General features: G+C 42.3%; 13 protein-coding genes and 1 riboswitch. All 13 genes read left to right on the top strand.

The window, feature by feature from the left end; translation table 11 throughout:
* Positions 1 to 788: 788 nt before the first annotated feature.
* Positions 789 to 1,943 carry a D-alanyl-D-alanine carboxypeptidase family protein gene (locus tag FZC78_RS05730; protein WP_148938665.1) on the top strand — a complete coding sequence of 385 codons (1,155 nt, stop codon included), beginning with the start codon at positions 789 to 791 and terminating at the stop codon, positions 1,941 to 1,943.
* A complete protein-coding gene (locus FZC78_RS05725; RefSeq protein ID WP_148938664.1) occupies positions 1,936 to 2,529 on the top strand; it encodes a nucleoside recognition domain-containing protein in 594 nt (197 codons plus the stop codon). Before FZC78_RS05730 ends, FZC78_RS05725 begins: the two co-directional genes overlap by 8 nt.
* Position 2,530: 1 nt before the next feature.
* Positions 2,531 to 3,061, top strand: coding sequence for a spore maturation protein (locus FZC78_RS05720; protein WP_148938663.1), 531 nt, complete (start codon positions 2,531 to 2,533; stop codon positions 3,059 to 3,061).
* A 1,229-nt stretch (positions 3,062 to 4,290) separates the two neighbouring features.
* Positions 4,291 to 5,022 carry a 23S rRNA pseudouridine(2605) synthase RluB gene (rluB, locus tag FZC78_RS05715; RefSeq protein WP_148938662.1) on the top strand — a complete coding sequence of 244 codons (732 nt, stop codon included), beginning with the start codon at positions 4,291 to 4,293 and terminating at the stop codon, positions 5,020 to 5,022.
* A 168-nt stretch (positions 5,023 to 5,190) separates the two neighbouring features.
* A complete protein-coding gene (gene resA, locus FZC78_RS05710; protein WP_148938661.1) occupies positions 5,191 to 5,724 on the top strand; it encodes a thiol-disulfide oxidoreductase ResA in 534 nt (177 codons plus the stop codon).
* Positions 5,725 to 5,783: 59 nt separating this feature from the next.
* Positions 5,784 to 7,418, top strand: a complete 1,635-nt coding sequence (gene resB, locus FZC78_RS05705) for a cytochrome c biogenesis protein ResB (protein WP_148938660.1) — start codon at positions 5,784 to 5,786, stop codon at positions 7,416 to 7,418.
* A gap of 77 nt (positions 7,419 to 7,495) precedes the next feature.
* Positions 7,496 to 8,671, top strand: coding sequence for a c-type cytochrome biogenesis protein CcsB (gene ccsB, locus FZC78_RS05700; protein ID WP_148938824.1), 1,176 nt, complete (start codon positions 7,496 to 7,498; stop codon positions 8,669 to 8,671).
* Positions 8,672 to 8,833: 162 nt separating this feature from the next.
* Entirely contained in the window at positions 8,834 to 9,550 is a 717-nt protein-coding gene (locus FZC78_RS05695) for a response regulator transcription factor (RefSeq protein WP_148938659.1), read from the top strand.
* Positions 9,547 to 11,322 (top strand): ATP-binding protein, encoded by a 1,776-nt coding sequence (locus tag FZC78_RS05690; RefSeq protein ID WP_148938658.1) that lies wholly within the window; start codon positions 9,547 to 9,549, stop codon positions 11,320 to 11,322. The genes FZC78_RS05695 and FZC78_RS05690 overlap by 4 nt, the downstream gene beginning before the upstream one ends.
* A 324-nt stretch (positions 11,323 to 11,646) precedes the next feature.
* Positions 11,647 to 12,204, top strand: a complete 558-nt coding sequence (sigX, locus tag FZC78_RS05685) for an RNA polymerase sigma factor SigX (protein ID WP_148938657.1) — start codon at positions 11,647 to 11,649, stop codon at positions 12,202 to 12,204.
* Complete coding sequence (locus tag FZC78_RS05680; RefSeq protein WP_148938656.1) at positions 12,170 to 13,366, top strand: hypothetical protein; 1,197 nt, start codon at positions 12,170 to 12,172, stop codon at positions 13,364 to 13,366. The genes sigX and FZC78_RS05680 overlap by 35 nt, the downstream gene beginning before the upstream one ends.
* Positions 13,367 to 14,635: 1,269 nt before the next feature.
* The gene (locus FZC78_RS05670; RefSeq protein WP_148938655.1) at positions 14,636 to 15,553 is read left to right on the top strand and encodes a M23 family metallopeptidase; all 918 of its coding nucleotides are present in this window, start codon (positions 14,636 to 14,638) and stop codon (positions 15,551 to 15,553) included.
* Between the two features lie 564 nt (positions 15,554 to 16,117).
* Positions 16,118 to 16,252, top strand: a riboswitch (FMN riboswitch).
* Positions 16,253 to 16,398: 146 nt separating this feature from the next.
* The gene (locus FZC78_RS05665) at positions 16,399 to 16,965 is read left to right on the top strand and encodes an ECF transporter S component (RefSeq protein ID WP_148938654.1); all 567 of its coding nucleotides are present in this window, start codon (positions 16,399 to 16,401) and stop codon (positions 16,963 to 16,965) included.
* Positions 16,966 to 17,246 lie beyond the last annotated feature (281 nt).

The raw sequence follows: 17,246 nt of genomic DNA, 5'->3' as shown, positions 1-17,246 counted from the left end.
TGCCTGAAGATGTGTATCCAGAGCAGTCGGGTGGGTACACGAGAGAGGGAGTTTGGCGGGAGAAGTGTATCCAAGGGAGTGGGGTGGATACATGAGAGAGGRAGTTTGGCGGGAGAAGTGTATCCAGGGGAGTGGGGTGGATACACGAGAGAGGGAGTTTGCCTGAAGATATGTATCCAGAGAAGGCGGGTGGGTACACGAGAGAGGGAGTTTGGCGGGAGAAGTGTATCCAGCGGAGTGGGGTGGATACATGAGAGAGGAAGTTAGGCGGGAGATGTGTATCCAGCGTTGGCTGGTGGATACATGAGAGAGGGAGTTTGCCTGAAGATATGTATCCAGAGCAGTCGGGTGGATACATGAGAGAGGAAGTTATGCAGAAGATATGTATCCAGAGCAGTCGGGTGGATACACGAGAGAGGGAGTTAGGCGGGAGATGTGTATCCAGCGATGGCAGATGGATACACGAGAGAGGGGGTTTGCCTGAAGATATGTATCCAGAGCAGTCGGGTGGATACATGAGAGAGGGAGTTTGCCTGAAGATATGTATCCAGAGCCGCCGGGCAGGCGCATGGGCGGGTAAGTTTGGTAGAAAGTATGTTTCCTGAGAGCCGTCGTGTGGATACACGAGCTGACTGGATTTTATCCAAGATATATACCCAGAACCAGGCAAAACAAAAGGCATTGCCAACCGAAGGGATAAATGAAAATGTTTTTCTGCAATCATAAATCAAACCGCCCCGCATAGACTTGTACAAACACCTTTGGACAAGGAAAGGGAGTAGATGTTTATGAAGAGGATGAGACTGAGAGCCTTTATTTATGCGGTGATCATCATTTCTATCATTTTTTCTTCTTTTAATGAAACGGCTGAGGCGGCACCTTCTGTCAGTGCGCAGAGGGCGATTGTCATAGATCAGGATACGGGAAGGGTACTGTATGAAAAAGATGCACATACCCAAAGCCGGATTGCCAGTATAACGAAGATCATGACAGCTATCCTTGCAATAGAATCAGGGAAGTTGGACGAAGAAGCAACTGTAAGCAGCAATGCTGTAAAAGCAGAAGGTTCCTCGATTTACCTTAAGCAGGGAGAGAAGATTAAGCTGGAAGATTTGGTGTATGGCTTAATGCTTCGGTCTGGCAATGATTCAGCTGTTGCGATTGCCGAGCATGTAGGAGGAAGCCTCGATGGGTTTGTTTACCTAATGAACAAGAAGGCGGAAGAAATCGGGATGGTCAATTCCAATTTCGAGAACCCTCACGGATTGGACGATCATGAAAGCCACTACTCCACGGCTTATGATATGGCCATCTTGACGAGGTATGCTATGCAAAATGAAACCTACAGGGAAATCTCAGGTACCAAAGTGCATACATCCCCCGACCCTGAAAATGATTGGGATAGGAAATGGCGGAACAAGAACAGGCTTTTGACGGAAAAATATAAGTATTGCACCGGAGGCAAGACTGGATACACCAAAAGAGCCAAAAGAACATTGGTCACAACAGCGACCAAGAATGAGCAAAACTTGATTGCTGTTACACTTAACGGTCCGGACGACTGGAATGATCATATACAGATGTTTGAATATGGATTTAAGAACTTTGATACCGTCATCGCGCTTCCGCAAGGGGAAATCCAGGATATTGAGGACGAATTTTATAAAGATAAGGTCTTTATAAAAAGAGATGTGCTGATGGCAATCAAAAAGGAAGAAGAGGATCGTATAAGGATTGAATACAAGCTTCTAAAGCCAAAGGATTCTTGGGAAAACGGTAATGTTCCTGAAATTGTGGGAAGAGCCGTGGTTTATTTGGACGAAAAGGAAACAGAACGAGTACCTGTATTTTTCAAAAGTGTTGAAGCGGAAGAGGAAAAAAGCTGGTGGATGTTTTGGAAACAGTCTTTCATTTCAATCCTCGGAGTAAAAGCGGATGGTTAACTATATCTGGGTCGGGATGACCATCATCGGCCTAATCTTTGCTGCTGTGAACGGGAAAATGCAAGAGGTAAACGAAGCTATCTTTCAATCTGCAAACGAAGCGGTCACACTATGTATCGGTCTCGTGAGCATTTTAGTGTTCTGGCTTGGGATCATGCGGATCGCTCAGGATTCAGGACTGCTTGATAAGCTATCCTATCTGTTCCGGCCAATTGTTAGACGGCTGTTTCCTGAAGTGCCGCCGGACCATCCTGCTATGGGCTACATTCTTTCGAATATGATGGCCAATATGTTCGGGCTGGGCAACGCTGCAACACCTCTTGGCATCAAGGCAATGGAACAGCTGAAAGAATTAAATGGAGGAAGAGATTATGCCAGCCGCTCTATGATAACTTTTCTGGCAATCAATACTTCGAGTTTAACAATAATACCAACCACGGTCATCGCTATAAGAATGAATTATGATTCGGCCTCGCCCACTGAAATTGTCGGCCCGACTCTGGTGGCAACATTTCTCTCTACTATCGGAGCGATTATGATCGACCGTTATTTTTATCACAGAAGAATCCGCAATGGAGTGAAGTGATATGGAGATTATCTCAACGATTTCATTATGGCTGATCCCAATGCTGATTGGAGTCATCCTTTTATACGGAACCTTTAAAAAGGTGCCCACCTATGAGAGCTTTGTTGATGGAGGAAAAGAAGGCATTAAGATTGCGGTGTCGATTATTCCGTTTCTGATCGGGATGCTTGTCGCCATAACGATATTCAGGGCCTCAGGTGCTCTGGAATATTTTGTTTCGCTGATAGAACCTGTACTTCACGCGATCGGGGTACCAGCTGACATAGTTCCCCTCGCTATCATCCGGCCTATTTCTGGTACAGCTGCACTCGGGATGGTAAGTGATTTACTGGCAACCCATGGGCCGGATTCTTTCATAGGAAGGCTGGCCTCCGTTCTCCAAGGAAGCACCGATACTACCTTTTATGTTTTAACCGTCTATTTCGGAGCAGTGGGAATCAAGAAAATGGGCGATGCCTTAAAAGTCGGACTGCTCGCAGACCTGATCGGCATCATAGCAGCGATCGTCATTGTGACCCTTATGTTTTCGTGAGGAGGATTTTAGAACAAACATAATTATAGAAGGAGCTTTTAAAAAATGGTTAGTGCTCGTTTATTTAAACGCTCACATATGGTAGACAAACTCCGCGGCTGCAACTGCGGGGTTTGTCTATTTTAATGGCTTTTTCGTAAACTTTATTGCTATTTGATACTAATTTCAAAAAAACGAATCATAATTCACCTTATTAACCTGGTAATCATGAAGAGAAAAGAGCTGATTTCCCCGATTAGAGAAATTCCTTAGTATCCGGGGAAAAATCCGGCACTTGGGATTTTTCCGAAAGCCGCAATCTATATAAAAACAGCCATTTTAATTAAGTTTTAGAATTCATACTTAATATAGTACTAGCAATGCAGGTATCTACTTTAAAATTTCCTGCTCTATGGGAGCGAGGTTAAGGATCCCTATGTAGAACTTATAATTTTCTTAGGTTAAGTACTTTAATTGCAAAAATAGAGGTAAAAAATTCTCTTATTTCATTTGTTTCTACGAAAACAACTAAAATAGAGGAAGAAATTTCTCTTATTCGACTCAAAACTTAGAAAATCAGGAGAATATGCTTAAATAAGTGAAAAAGGTACCCTTATTTACTACCATTGTTAGCTGATATCTGTGATTAACGGTAAAAAATTCCCTTATTTCTTTCCGCTATCGGCTCAATTAGGGAACGAAGTTTATTTCATTTTCCTTTTAACTGAGAGGGTTGTTCGCAGCAAAAGTACAACCTCTTGGAGAACTAGCGGTTTTCCAGTTCCAGCGGTCGAGGTTCCAGACATATTGGAACTGTCTTTGCAGCGAAAAGGTAGCCGTCACTCACCTGGTGCATCCCGCTGAAAGGCATAAGTACTCTAGCGGACGTCCCTGTCTGTTGCTTTCTTTTGCCACAATCAATCACTATTTTTGTTAAGGAAACTGATTCATTGCTGGACGCATGATTATGATTTAGAATTTTACCGACCAGTCTTGGAGTCGCAGGACTGAAACAATAATGAGAAATCCACGATACTCAAAGTCTTCTTTTTAAAGTGCACCTTTTAAAAAGTCCTTATGTTACCAATACTAATAAAGGACAATCCCTTTGCATTTCCCTGCTTATATGTAATAATTCATTCATGTGTATGAATTTCAAAGTATTGATTGTATAGAAGAACTTTTATTATAGAAAATCTGAAATAGATCAATGGAAATGAAACACGTACTTAATAAGAGGTGAATGAAGAATGGAACGTTTACAAAAAGTGATTGCCCACGCAGGTGTGGCATCTAGAAGAAAAGCAGAAGAACTGATCCTTGAAGGAAAAGTAAAAGTGAACGGAAAGACTGAAAGAGAATTAGGAACGAAGGTAACAGGCTCAGATAAGATTGAAGTCAACGGAGTGCAGATTGAAAGAGAAAATAAGGTTTACTATCTTCTCTATAAACCAAGAGGGGTCATTTCAGCAGTAACAGACGACAAAGACCGCAAAGTGGTCACTGACTTCTTTCCTCACATTCAGGAAAGGATTTACCCAGTAGGAAGACTTGATTATGATACGTCTGGACTACTCCTTCTGACTAACGATGGAGAGTTCGCCAACCTGTTGACTCATCCAAGCTATAATATCGACAAAACATATGTGGCGAGATTGAAAGGCATACCGCCAAAATTCAAGCTTAAGGAACTAGAAAAAGGAATCATGCTTGAAGATGGCAAAACAGCGCCCGCAAAGGTGAAAGTCTTGAAGATAGAAAAAAAGCAAGACAAGGCCATTGTGGAAATTACGATTCATGAAGGAAGGAACAGACAGGTGAAAAGGATGTTTGAAGCAGTCGGACATCAAGTTCAAAAGCTGAAACGCGAAAGATTTGCTTTCCTTGACCTTCACGGCCTGAATGCCGGAGATTCCAGAGAGCTTACTCCCCATGAAGTAAAGCAGTTGAGAGCACTGGCAAAAACCGGGAATCTCCTGTAAGTGACCGGAATTTAAAAAGTGTCACACTTCCTTCAAAAACAAGCTCCTGAAGGAAAAAACAACAATGCTATAATAGATGAGAATATATAAACACAGACAAAAGGGACAATCGCATTGTCCCCTTTCGTTTGCAGCAAAAACTGTTAAATGCAAGGAGGCAGTAAAGAGATGGATAAAAAAAAGCGCCGCTTGCTTATCCGGACAATCATATTGGTTGTGCTCGCTGCAGCCGTAATTTATACCTTATATGCAAATTTCACTAAGGAAGACAGGGGAGTCCTTAAAGCCGGAGACCAGGCGCCTGACTTTGTGCTTCAGGATATGGAGGGCAATACTCACCAGCTATCCGATTATAAGGGACAGGGTGTCTTTCTGAACTTCTGGGGAACCTGGTGCAAGCCGTGTGAAAAAGAAATGCCGTATATGGAAAATCAATATCAGGCATTTAAAGATAAAGGTGTACAAATACTGGCTGTAAATGTCGGAGAATCTGATTTTCAAGTCAATAAGTTCATTGCAGAACACGACCTTACATTTCCTGTTGTAGTAGATTCCGAGATAGATGTTCAAAACGCATATGGAATCAAGCCATTGCCTACAACACTTCTAGTGGACGAAAATGGAATAATTCAGAGAATTATTACAGGTGAAATGACTGAAACGGACATAGAGCAGCACATGGAAAGCATCAAACCTAATTAACAGGAGGCCGGTTTATCTAAGCAGTATAGCTGCCGGCCTGTAGATTAAGGAGTTTTAGCATGAAGGAAATCAAATGTGAATGCGGTCATGTTAATCCCCGTGGAACCATCCTTTGTGAATCCTGCGGGAGGGCTTTGACGGAGGATGCAAAGAAAGACAAGCTTCATGATATGAGATATGAAGGCAGTGCACGTCGTTCACAAACGTATAAAAAATCAATCATTGATAAAATTTGGAACTTCTTTTCATCTGTAAAAGTAGGAATCTGGCTGATTTTGATCACCCTGATTGCTTCGGCATTGGGAACAGTCCTGCCCCAGGAGATGTATATTCCGAACACGATGCCTGCTTCACAATATTACGGTGAAGTCTATGGCTGGTTTGGTGAAGTCTACTATACTCTTGGCTTTCATAATCTATATGGCTCCTGGTGGTTCTTGTTAATGATAGCCTCTATCGGGATTTCGCTTGTTATAGCAAGCCTTGACAGGGTGATACCGCTATATAGAGCTTTGAAAAAACAGAAAGTTTCAAGGCACGAAGGGTTCCTGAAAAGGCAGAGATTATTCAGCGAAACAGAAGTGCCAAAGTCTGAGCAAGTTATTCAGGAAGTCAAGAAGAAGATGGAAGAAAAGAGATACAATGTCCGAGAAGAAAATGGAAGCCTGCTTGCAGAAAAAGGACGTTTTTCCAGATGGGGCCCTTACGTAAACCATTTAGGTTTAATCATCTTCCTGATCGGTGCCATGCTCAGATTTGTTCCAGGCATGTACGTCGATGAAGTGATGTGGATTAGAGAAGGAGAAACCAAGGCGATTCCTGGAACCAATAAGGAGTATTACCTGGAAAATAAGAACTTTACATTAGAAATGTATGATAAAGACGAAGATAAAGAGGTTTTTGGCGAAGCGCTGGAGAATGCTGGGGAAGTTGCTAAGAATTATCAGACAGACGCTGTCCTTTATCGTGCTGAAGAATCGAACGTTCCAGGAGAAAAGGCTGAAATGCAAGAGGAGAAAGAAAAAGCCATCCAGGTCAACCAGCCTCTGAAATTTGGTTCTTATGCGGTCTATCAGACAAGCTATCAATTAGATGAGTTTAAAGCGATGTCTTTTACACTATCTAATAAAACAACTGAAGAAGAGTTTGGGGAATTCACTGTAGATCTTTTCGATCCTCAGGAAATGTACGAGCTCGAAGATGGCAGAAAGGTAGAATTGATGGGGTATTACCCTGATTTTGATGGGTTTGATGAAAAGGGTGAACCCCAAACAAAGTCACCGCTGCCGAACAATCCTGCTTTTCTCTTCAAAATGTTTTCACCTGAAAAGCCAGATGGAGAAATCAGCTTTGTCGGTATCCAGCAAAACCTTGAGCCGTTGGGCGATAACACTTACAAAATGAATTTTGCTGGTCTGGATACAAGGGATGTTTCAGCTTTGACCGTCAGAAAGGACCTGACACTTTGGGTGATCGGAATAGGCGGAGCCATTTTTATGATAGGAGTGGCTCAAGGCGCCTACTGGAATCATAGAAGGATCTGGGTTCGCAAATCTGATAAAGGTTTGATAGTTGCCGGTCATACAAATAAAAACTGGCATGGATTGAAAAAAGAGATCACTTTTGTTCTTGATGGAACAGGTATTGAGGAACCACAAGATCAGCAGGAGATCGATGGAAAAGAAAGAACATGAATTAAATTGGAAAACTAAAGCGGCTGCCGGTGAACTATCAGCCGCTGCTTGTAAAAGGAGGATTTCCTGTTATGGATTTGGCACAATGGAGTAGTAATCTGTTATATATATCTTTTATTCTTTACCTTATTGCCACGCTCTTTTTTGGCGGTTCCATCCGCGATAAAAACAATAAACAAAAAGGCGTAAACCGCTGGGGCAAAATAGGTATGGGACTGACGTTGGTCGGTTTTGCTGCACAGCTTGGGTACTTTTTCACCCGCTGGTTTGCTTCAGGCCATGCACCGGTCAGCAACCTGTTTGAATTCACCACGTTTTTCGGGATGATGCTGGTCGGAGCTTTCATTATTATTTACTTCTTATATCAATCGACCGTACTGGGATTATTTGCGCTGCCGATTGCTCTCTTAGTCATTGCTTATGCCAGCATGTTTCCAAGAGAAGTCAGCCCGCTTATCCCTGCTTTGCAAAGTGACTGGCTGAAAATCCACGTTACGACTGTCGCAGCCGGTGAAGCAATATTGGCTATCAGTTTTGTTGCCGGCTTGATTTACCTTTTGAAAAAAGTAAATCATTCAGAGGATAAAAAGCAATCTTTCTGGCTTGAAAGTGTTATGTATGGCCTGGTGGTAGTAGTCGGATTTGTTGTCTCGACAACTGCGTTCACCCTTATGGGATACAGCGCTGAATTTCAGTATATCAACCAAGCGGGGCAGGAAGCGGTTGAAGAATTTAAAATGCCTGCACTTGTTGCTCCCCATGAAGGTGAACTTCTGACTGCAGACCGATTGGATCCCGCTGTGGATATGCCTGCGCTCATTAATGCAATAAAGTTAAATACTGTGCTATGGTCATTTATTACAGGAACAGTCATTTATTGGGTTCTTCGTTTGGCGGCCAGAAAGAAAATCAGCTTATGGATTCAAAAATATGTTAAGAATGTAAACCTGGACCTGATGGATGAAATCGGGTATCGCTCGGTGTTAATTGGTTTCCCTGTCTTCACTTTGGGAGGTTTGATTTTTGCCATGATCTGGGCCCAAATTGCCTGGAGCCGTTTCTGGGGCTGGGATCCAAAAGAAGTATGGGCTCTTATTACATTCTTATTCTATGCAGCCTTCCTTCATTTCCGTCTCTCTAGAGGATGGCATGGAGAAAAGTCAGCTTGGCTGGCAGTCATAGGTTTTATCATCATCATGTTCAACCTCGTGGCTGTTAACTTGATCATCGCGGGACTTCACTCTTACGCTTAATTGACACGTTTATAGGTATCTATTTCAGGAAAGCCGGGCTTTTTTCCGAGATTTCTTGAAAAGATGCTGAAATAAGACCTCCTCCGCTTTTAGTGGAGGCTTTTTTCTATTAAAATAGGGAGTATATTGAAGAGATCTACAAGTTCAGAGGGGGATGTAAAGATGGATCAGGAAGTAAAAGTACTAATCGTAGATGATGAGGCACGCATCAGAAAGCTGTTAAGAATGTACCTGGAAAGAGAAAACTATGTAATAGAAGAAGCTGAAGACGGTGAAAGTGCCTTGGAGCTTGCCTTGAATAATGAATATGACTGCATTCTGCTCGACCTGATGATGCCAGGTATGGACGGTATTGAAGTATGTAAGGAGCTGCGCCAGAAAAAATCCACACCTGTCATCATGCTGACGGCAAAGGGAGAAGAAGCTAATCGTGTACAAGGCTTCGAAGTGGGGACTGATGACTATATCGTGAAACCGTTTTCTCCTCGGGAAGTAGTATTAAGAGTGAAGGCTCTTTTGAGAAGATCCTCGCAAACAAGCTATATACATACTGATACCAAGGCAAAGGATATGATTGTCTACCCGCATCTGACCATTGATAATGATGCTCACAGGGTTACGGCGGATGGTAAGGATGTCAACCTGACTCCGAAGGAATATGAACTTCTGTATTTCTTATCAAAAGCACCGGATAAAGTATTTGACCGTGAACACCTTCTGAAAGAAGTATGGCACTATGACTTTTTTGGTGATTTAAGAACAGTGGATACACATGTCAAAAGGCTTCGTGAAAAATTAAATAAAGTGTCAGAGCAGGCCGCGAAGATGATTGTGACGGTCTGGGGAGTAGGCTATAAATTTGAGGTTAATAATGAATGAGACTTTGGCGGAGTGTTGTAGGAAAACTGTGGATCACCATCCTGCTGCTGGTTGCATTTGTACTATTCATACTAACTATCCTGCAGCTTGAGTTTTTCCAAAATTATCATCTGGAGCAGGTAGAGAATGACTTATCTGATACAGCAGAGAAAATTGCATCTGTGCTGGAGAATCATCAAGATCTCAGCATGGGTTTGCAGATTTCAAAAGAAATCGTGGATGACCCTCATAATTTAATCGTGGCAGAAGATCGGAACCAATTGTATTATGCAGAAGATATCACAACTGAGCACCTGGACCTTCATCGGGAAATCCTTCAGCAAAAAGAAGTCACAGCTGTATTTGAACAGCAAAAGTCATTTGTAAAAGAAATCCATTTGAATGGAGAGTCGGTTTCTAACCTCTATGAAAATATTGTGGCAGTTGGAGCACCTGTACAGTTAGGGGATGGCAATACGGGAGCTGTTTTGATTTTTCAATCTCTTGAAGAAATCAAAGAAACAACCCGTCAGACAACCAGGCTGATACTGCTGGCGGCGGGTATCGCCATCATTTTGACGACGATCTTCGCCTTCTTCTTGTCTACCAGAATTACTGCGCCACTAAGAAAAATGCGGGAAGCGGCCTTTGAGGTGGCCAGAGGAAGATTCGACACCAAGGTCCCCATACTGACTCATGACGAGATTGGGGAGCTGGCCACGGCCTTCAATCAAATGGGGAAACAGCTTAATTACAATATGCATGCCCTTAGCCAGGAAAAAGAACAGCTGTCCAGTATCTTAAGCAGTATGGCCGATGGGGTAATAACCTTTAACAGAGACGGCACCATCCTTATCACAAATCCGCCTGCCGAAAGGTTCCTGCAGCAGTGGTACTATGAGCAGGAGGGAAATGAACAGGAAGCAATCCCGCCGAACCTTAAAGAACTTCTCGAGAAGGTCATCCTCCTTGAGAATGAACAGACGGGGGAAGTAAGTCTTCAGGGGAGGTCCTATGTGGTGATTGTCAGCCCTCTTTATAATGAAGAATATGTCAGGGGTGCTGTTGCTGTCGTAAGGGATATGACAGAAGAAAGGCGCCTGGATAAGTTACGAAAAGATTTCATTGCAAATGTGTCGCACGAGCTTCGAACACCGATTGCTATGCTCCAAGGGTACAGTGAAGCCATCATAGATGATATTGCAGGTTCTGAAGAAGAGAAAAAAGATATCGCCAAGATTATCTATGATGAATCACTCAGGATGGGCAGGCTTGTAAATGATTTGCTTGATCTTGCCCGGATGGAAGCAGGACATATCACGCTGAATTATGAAAAAACAGATGTATCGGGATTCCTCGAACGGGTGACAAATAAATTCCAGGGAATCGCCAAAGAAAAGAATATTGAATTGAGCTTTATCGGTGAAAAATCCAATGACCAGGAACAGTTGATTTATATAGATCCTGATCGCATTGAACAGGTCTTGACGAATCTGGTTGACAATGCACTGAGGCACACCCCTGATACCGGCCATGTCCATGTGAATTATAAACCTACAAAAAGCGGCGTCCTTGTTGAAGTCAGTGACTCGGGATCTGGAATTCCTGAAGAGGATCTGCCGTTTGTATTTGAACGTTTCTACAAGGCAGATAAGGCAAGAACCCGGGGCAAATCGGGAACTGGACTCGGATTGGCGATCGCGAGAAATATCATAGATGCTCATAACGGTCAAATCAGTGTGCACAGTAAACTGGACCAAGGTACGACTTTCTCCTTCTTCCTTCCTCAATAATCGCCAAATTTCATTTGTGGAGAAAAGGAGCGGACGTCCCATAATGGAGATTGGTGACGATTAATCTTGTTACACGGGAAACATTGGAGGCAGCGCCCAGAGAAATCTGGGCGTTTTGTGTTGAACGGAATTTGTCTTAAGCAGAATACCCGCTGTCATTGAAAGGTTTTTTTCTATAGATTATCAGTGTTTTCCGTGTTATACCGCACATTTTTTTGTTAGTTTGTAAATTCACCTTCCTTTTTCAAAGAATTAATAATATAGTTGAGGATGTAACTTTCATATAAAAAATCCGTCTAATCCATTGAACGGGGAGGGGAAGAAATGGACTCCGTTTTTGAAGAACTATACTCAAAATATCATCAGGATGTTTTCCAGTTTTTAATTTATACGGTCAGAAGCCGGCAGCTTGCCGAAGATCTGGTCCAGGAAGTCTATATTCGTGTCTTAAAATCACATAATAACTTTGAGGGGAAAAGTTCAGAAAAGACCTGGCTTTTTTCTATAGCAAAAAATGTAGCGATAGACCACTTTCGCAAACAAAAGGGTTGGAAAGGAAAGATACTCGAGAAATTCGATTGGAGCCAGCCCATTAAAGACGATAAGGATATTCCAGAAGAAGTGGCAATGCAAAAAGAAGAGGTCAGAGATTTATATAGCTGCATCAGAGAGTGTACAACGGATCAAAGAATGGTGATAACAATGAGATATATCCAGGATTTATCCATCTCAGAAACGGCGGATGTACTGGATTGGACAGAAAGCAAAGTAAAAACGACCCAGCATCGTGCCATCAAAACTTTGAAAAGGCTGATGGAGCAGCAAAAACGAGAGGAGGGTGCCAGCAATGAAGAAAAACAATTGGGACGAGACAGAAATTGAAAATCTCCTTAGAGAAATGCCCTCAATGAAAGACAGCAGAAACCGGAAGGAAATATATGCTGCAGTTGATAGGTCCAGCGTTAAGAAAAAGCCAAATACCTGGGGTTATCCAGCAATTGCCGGAGTTGCAGCTTTATTGATCCTTTTTCTGATTACTCCATCTCTCTTCGACTACAGCAATCAGTCCCAATATGAAAATTCAGCCGCGGATATGGCAGCAGAGGATTCTGGCGAAGCGGGTTCTCCTCAAAAGGAGATGGCCTCTATCCAAGAGACGGAAGAAAATCCTGTGTTGGATGACAGCTCCAGTAATGCCGAAAGCAGGCAGCAGTCATTAATGGGGAAAGCTGAAACCTCAGAAAGAAGCAATGTTTACCAAGATGATTTGCTCCAATATGATTTAATCACCTTTGGTTTGGTGACGCCTGATGCATCAGTTGTTCCTGTAAGTGTCCTTTCAGAAAAAAGAGAATCTGCCGGGTGGCTGGAAAGGTTTGTGGATGTTTCTGAAGAAATCCCTGAACAAAGCTGGGGATTTGATGAGTACTATCCTCTGACAGGTAAACTAGAGTTGAATGAGGATACCGGTGAATTGGTCTATACTGTAACAGAAGAAGAGATGACGAATCCCGGCGGAGGAGGTGAGGACATTTTCTATGACTCCATTGCTTTCACTTTGGAAGGCTCTGGCTATGAAAAGGTAAACCTTCAAAAAGAAGATGGTACAGTTCCTTTATTTTCTCATATGGGTGAAATCTCTGAAGTACCTAAAGCAGGGCCCTCGAATAAAGGGTACTATAAATATTCTCTCCCAAATGGAGATACGTACCTTGTTCCAGGAGAAGGAGAACATAAAAACATTAGTGATGCGCTGGAGGGGATGAAGATGTCGCCCAACAGCCTGTACGAACCGCTCATACCGGAGAAGCTGAATCTTAAGGCATCTTCAGATAATAACCTCTTGACCATCTCATTTGGAGAAACGCTTAAACTGAATGAAGAAATTGACCCTCTTTTTGCCGAGGCACTTTTACTGACAGCCAAGGAGTTTGGCTATGAAGAAGTGTTGTTCAAAAATATTGAGGGTACTTCATGGAATGGATTTGATTTTTCTGAGCCGATCTCCGTCCCTGTCAGTCCAAATAGAAAAACAGTGAATTAAAACTGGTAGTGCAGATAAAGAGAGAACATTCTTCTGCCGCTTCTATCATAGTGATAATAAAGCAGGAAAATGGACGGAGTTAAAAGGAAGTACTTTGTGAGGTGCATTAAGGCAAGAAACAACCCTGGTCTCACAGCAGATCAGAGTGAACCTCACAAATCACATCCGAGTCAAAAAGGCTTAAAGGCACAGTCCTTTAAGCCTTTTTAGATTGTCCTTTAGTCACTAATGCTTAGGAGATACTTCTTTTATAAGGCTCTTTTCGTAAACTTTGGTGCTGTTTGATACTAATTTCGAAGAAATGCCAATATTAAGAAGTGAAAATATGGTAAGGATGAAAAGAAAAGAGCCGCTCTTCCCTGATAAGAGATAAAACTCTCTTAGTATCCGGGGATATCCGAAAGCAACAATATATGCGACAACAGCCTTTATTAATATGGCAATTCTAATAGCTTCAGTAAAACGAAAGGATTCAGGCTGCCGGCTCAATAAAAGTAAAAATGGTGATTTTACTTAGCCTAATCAGAAAAAATCCCCTAAAATATCCCGACCCAAATCTATTCTCCAGTCTAACCGGGAAATCTTCCTTTAATTTGAATTCCTAATTGAATCACGTATTTCCGTTCATGGATTCATACACTTTGATGTAAGTTAGTAAAAAAGCCGCCATTATAGTTTTCCGAAATCATAATAGAAATGTCCGTCATTAAATAATGATGCAAGTACTGTACCCTGTTGCAGCTGTAAAGTAAACACGATAATTTACTTAATGGATTTTGGTATTGTTCTTTTTTACTGTCGCGGAATTGTAATTTCTATCTATTTTTTAATTCATAAACTCTCTCCTTCCAACTTGGACCTTATGACTTGTCAGTTGAAAATGATAAAAAGCAAGTATGCACCTCTATTGCCAGGAAAATACATAATAAAGGTGGTATGAGCATATGCTATTCAGGTGGAATTTGGAATTTGACAGCATAGATCCCTTTATATCCCTGTGGCTGGGGAGAAAAGAAACATTTGCCTGTCGGGGCTGACAAGGCGCTTCCGCTTTTGTTCCGTCCAGCTGCAACGCCTGAGGGTCCGTGCCCAACGGACTTAGCCCCTCGGGGTCAAATAACCTCAAGAGAATAAAAGGGAAGACCGCCTTTTTTTCTCTTGAGAACATTTGCCTGTCGGGGCTGAACAAGGCGCTTCCGCTTTTGATGTTCTATCGTGGTACAAGCTGTCATAGTTTTAGAGCGTACCTGAAATTAAAGGAGGATATTAATGGTTGTCGATTATATAAGAAGAATTCTGATTGTCAGTTTGCTTGCCCTGTGTGTTAGTTTGTTATTCTGGAGCGGTTCAGCAGCCCATGCGGAACAATCAAGAATTTCTACGTGGGTTTTTCCGGCTGATGGTTATATTACCGATCATTATGGAACCAGAGGAGGAGATCACAAAGGGGTGGATATAGGAGGAGAGCATGGTTCTCCTGTCTATTCGGTGGATGAAGGAGTTGTTAGTAAATCTTATTATTCTTCAAGTTATGGTCATGTAGTCTTTGTAAAACATCCCAATGGTTATGAAACAGTCTACGGCCATCTGCATGAAAGAGCAGTGTCAGAGGGACAGGCTGTTGTAAAGGGCGAAAAGATAGGGAAAATGGGCAATACAGGCAGGTCGACGGGCACCCATCTGCACTTCGAAGTCCACAATGGTGAGTGGACTGAACACAAAGACCATGCAATTGACCCTTACCAGGTTTTTGGGGAGGGTGAAACAGGACAAATGGTTTTTGCAAAAGAACATGATCCGTATCAGGTCCGGGAAGTTGCTCTGAAGGTTACTAAACCAGAGAATCTGCAGTCCTTATCAGCTGCGAAAGGGAAAGAGAGTTCAGATGGAAATGTGCTACATAGAGTAGCAAAGGGAGAAACGCTTTGGGGAATATCTCAAGTATATGGAGTGAGTACCTCCCAGCTAATGAAACAAAACGGGCTGGGTGATTCTACCATAATTTCAGGGCAGCAGCTTGTCATTGCTTCCGGCGAAAAGTCGGTGCACCTAGTGAAGTCTGGTGAAACCTTATTTGGAATTGCCAGACTATATAATGTGTCTGTTGACGATTTACTTGTTTGGAATGAAGTGAAGAAAGATGATCCAATTATCCCTGCACAAGAATTAATTGTGAATAAAGACTAAGGTTTTTGGAAAAGGCTCTTTTCGTACACTTTGTTGCTGTTTCAACTAAATTGCTAAATTACCTCAGTATGCAGGCAAAAGCTGGTAGACAGCATCGATTCAGAAGAAGTGAAATCGTTGCTGTTAGAGAGCCAGGAGACTTAATTGAACGGCAATAACCTGATAAGCAAGAAAGAAAAAGAGCTGATCTTCCTGGTTAGAGAAAAAATCAGTTTCAAGGGGGAAAATCCGGGCACTTGGAATTTTACCGAAAGTCACAATTTATGATAAAACAGCCTTTAAAAAAGAAAATGGCTTCGTAATCAGAATCAGCATACTACACTTGCAAGGCTGTGCACAGGTTTTCCGAAGCATAAGTGCTAAGTTGTTCTGTGTCAAAGGACTCAATCCTTGGAGCAAGAAACTGGAGCTTTATGATGCGGTAAGCACCTGGATACCTTAACTGCTGAAGGATATATTGAAGGCTGCACCAGCCCTTCCGACAATAAATGTCTCGAATTCGAATCAATCTCTTCACACAACAGCCATTCTTTTGTATAATGATGGTGTAACAAAAAAATATAGATTCGTCTTCGGGGCAGGGTGAAATTCCCGACCGGCGGTAATGAATGTTTAATTCTGAGCCCGCGAGCCTGTTTTTGGGCAGGATTTGGTGGAATTCCAAAGCCGACAGTACAGTCTGGATGGGAGGAGATGAAGGTGGAGCCGCGTTCAAAAACAAATGTTTTGAACGTCTATTTGGGCATGCCTTTGACTTCTCAAGAGAATCTCTTGAGTTTTTTTAGGTTGCTCTGGCAATACTTTTCTTCTAACGTGAGATGAGTCACAAGGGAGAGAGAGAAAGTATGAAGAAATTGAACACCAGAGGATTTATCCTGATTGGGATGTTGAGCGCGGTATCGTATGTGTTAATGCTGCTGAACTTTCCAATTCCACCATTCCCTAGTTTTTTGATGGTCGATTTCAGTGATGTACCTGCATTAATTGCAGCAATCACTTTGGGGCCGCTTGCAGGGATACTCGTAGAGTTGATGAAGAATGTGCTGGACTATGTCATGACAGGAAGCGACACAGGAGTTCCGATTGGCCACTTTGCCAATTTCATGGCGGGCATTTCATTTATCTTACCGGTGTATTATATTTATAACCGTATTCAATCAAAAAGAGGAATGGTAACGGGGCTTGTTGCAGGGACAATGATTATGTCTATCTTAATGAGCGTATTAAATTACTTTATCATTTTGCCGGCGTATAAGTATTTTATGAACTTTGAACTGCCGACAACCATTATTGTAACCGGAATCCTTCCCTTTAATATATTGAAAGGTATATTGATTGCCATCGTCTTTGTCCTGTTATTCACCAGGATGCAGGTATGGCTGAACAAACAATTTGCCTTTAAACGTGCGTAATGGAAAGCGGCTGACTCTGTCAGCCGCTTTTTTATTTTGTTATAAAGGCAGGGAAGGGCTTACCTGTTTCTTTAATCAATGTTTAAAAAATAATGGATTTCCGTTCAAATTGCTCGGTTTTGTGGGAATGGCGGTGAACTTAAAAGCGAAATTGCTGTTCAGCAGTGGCAGATTTTTTGGGCTCTCACTTAAGGAAAGGGGATACACAACGAACGTAACGAGTTGATCAAGGGACTAGCGGTAGAAAAATAAGAGGAATTTTTCCCGTTAATTTCAGCTTT

The sequence above is a fragment of the Rossellomorea vietnamensis genome (assembly GCF_008180415.1).
GTDB lineage: Bacteria > Bacillota > Bacilli > Bacillales > Bacillaceae_B > Rossellomorea > Rossellomorea vietnamensis_C.
The sequence above is the reverse complement of the archived record's forward strand: the minus strand, read 5'-3'. Positions and strand labels throughout refer to the sequence as shown.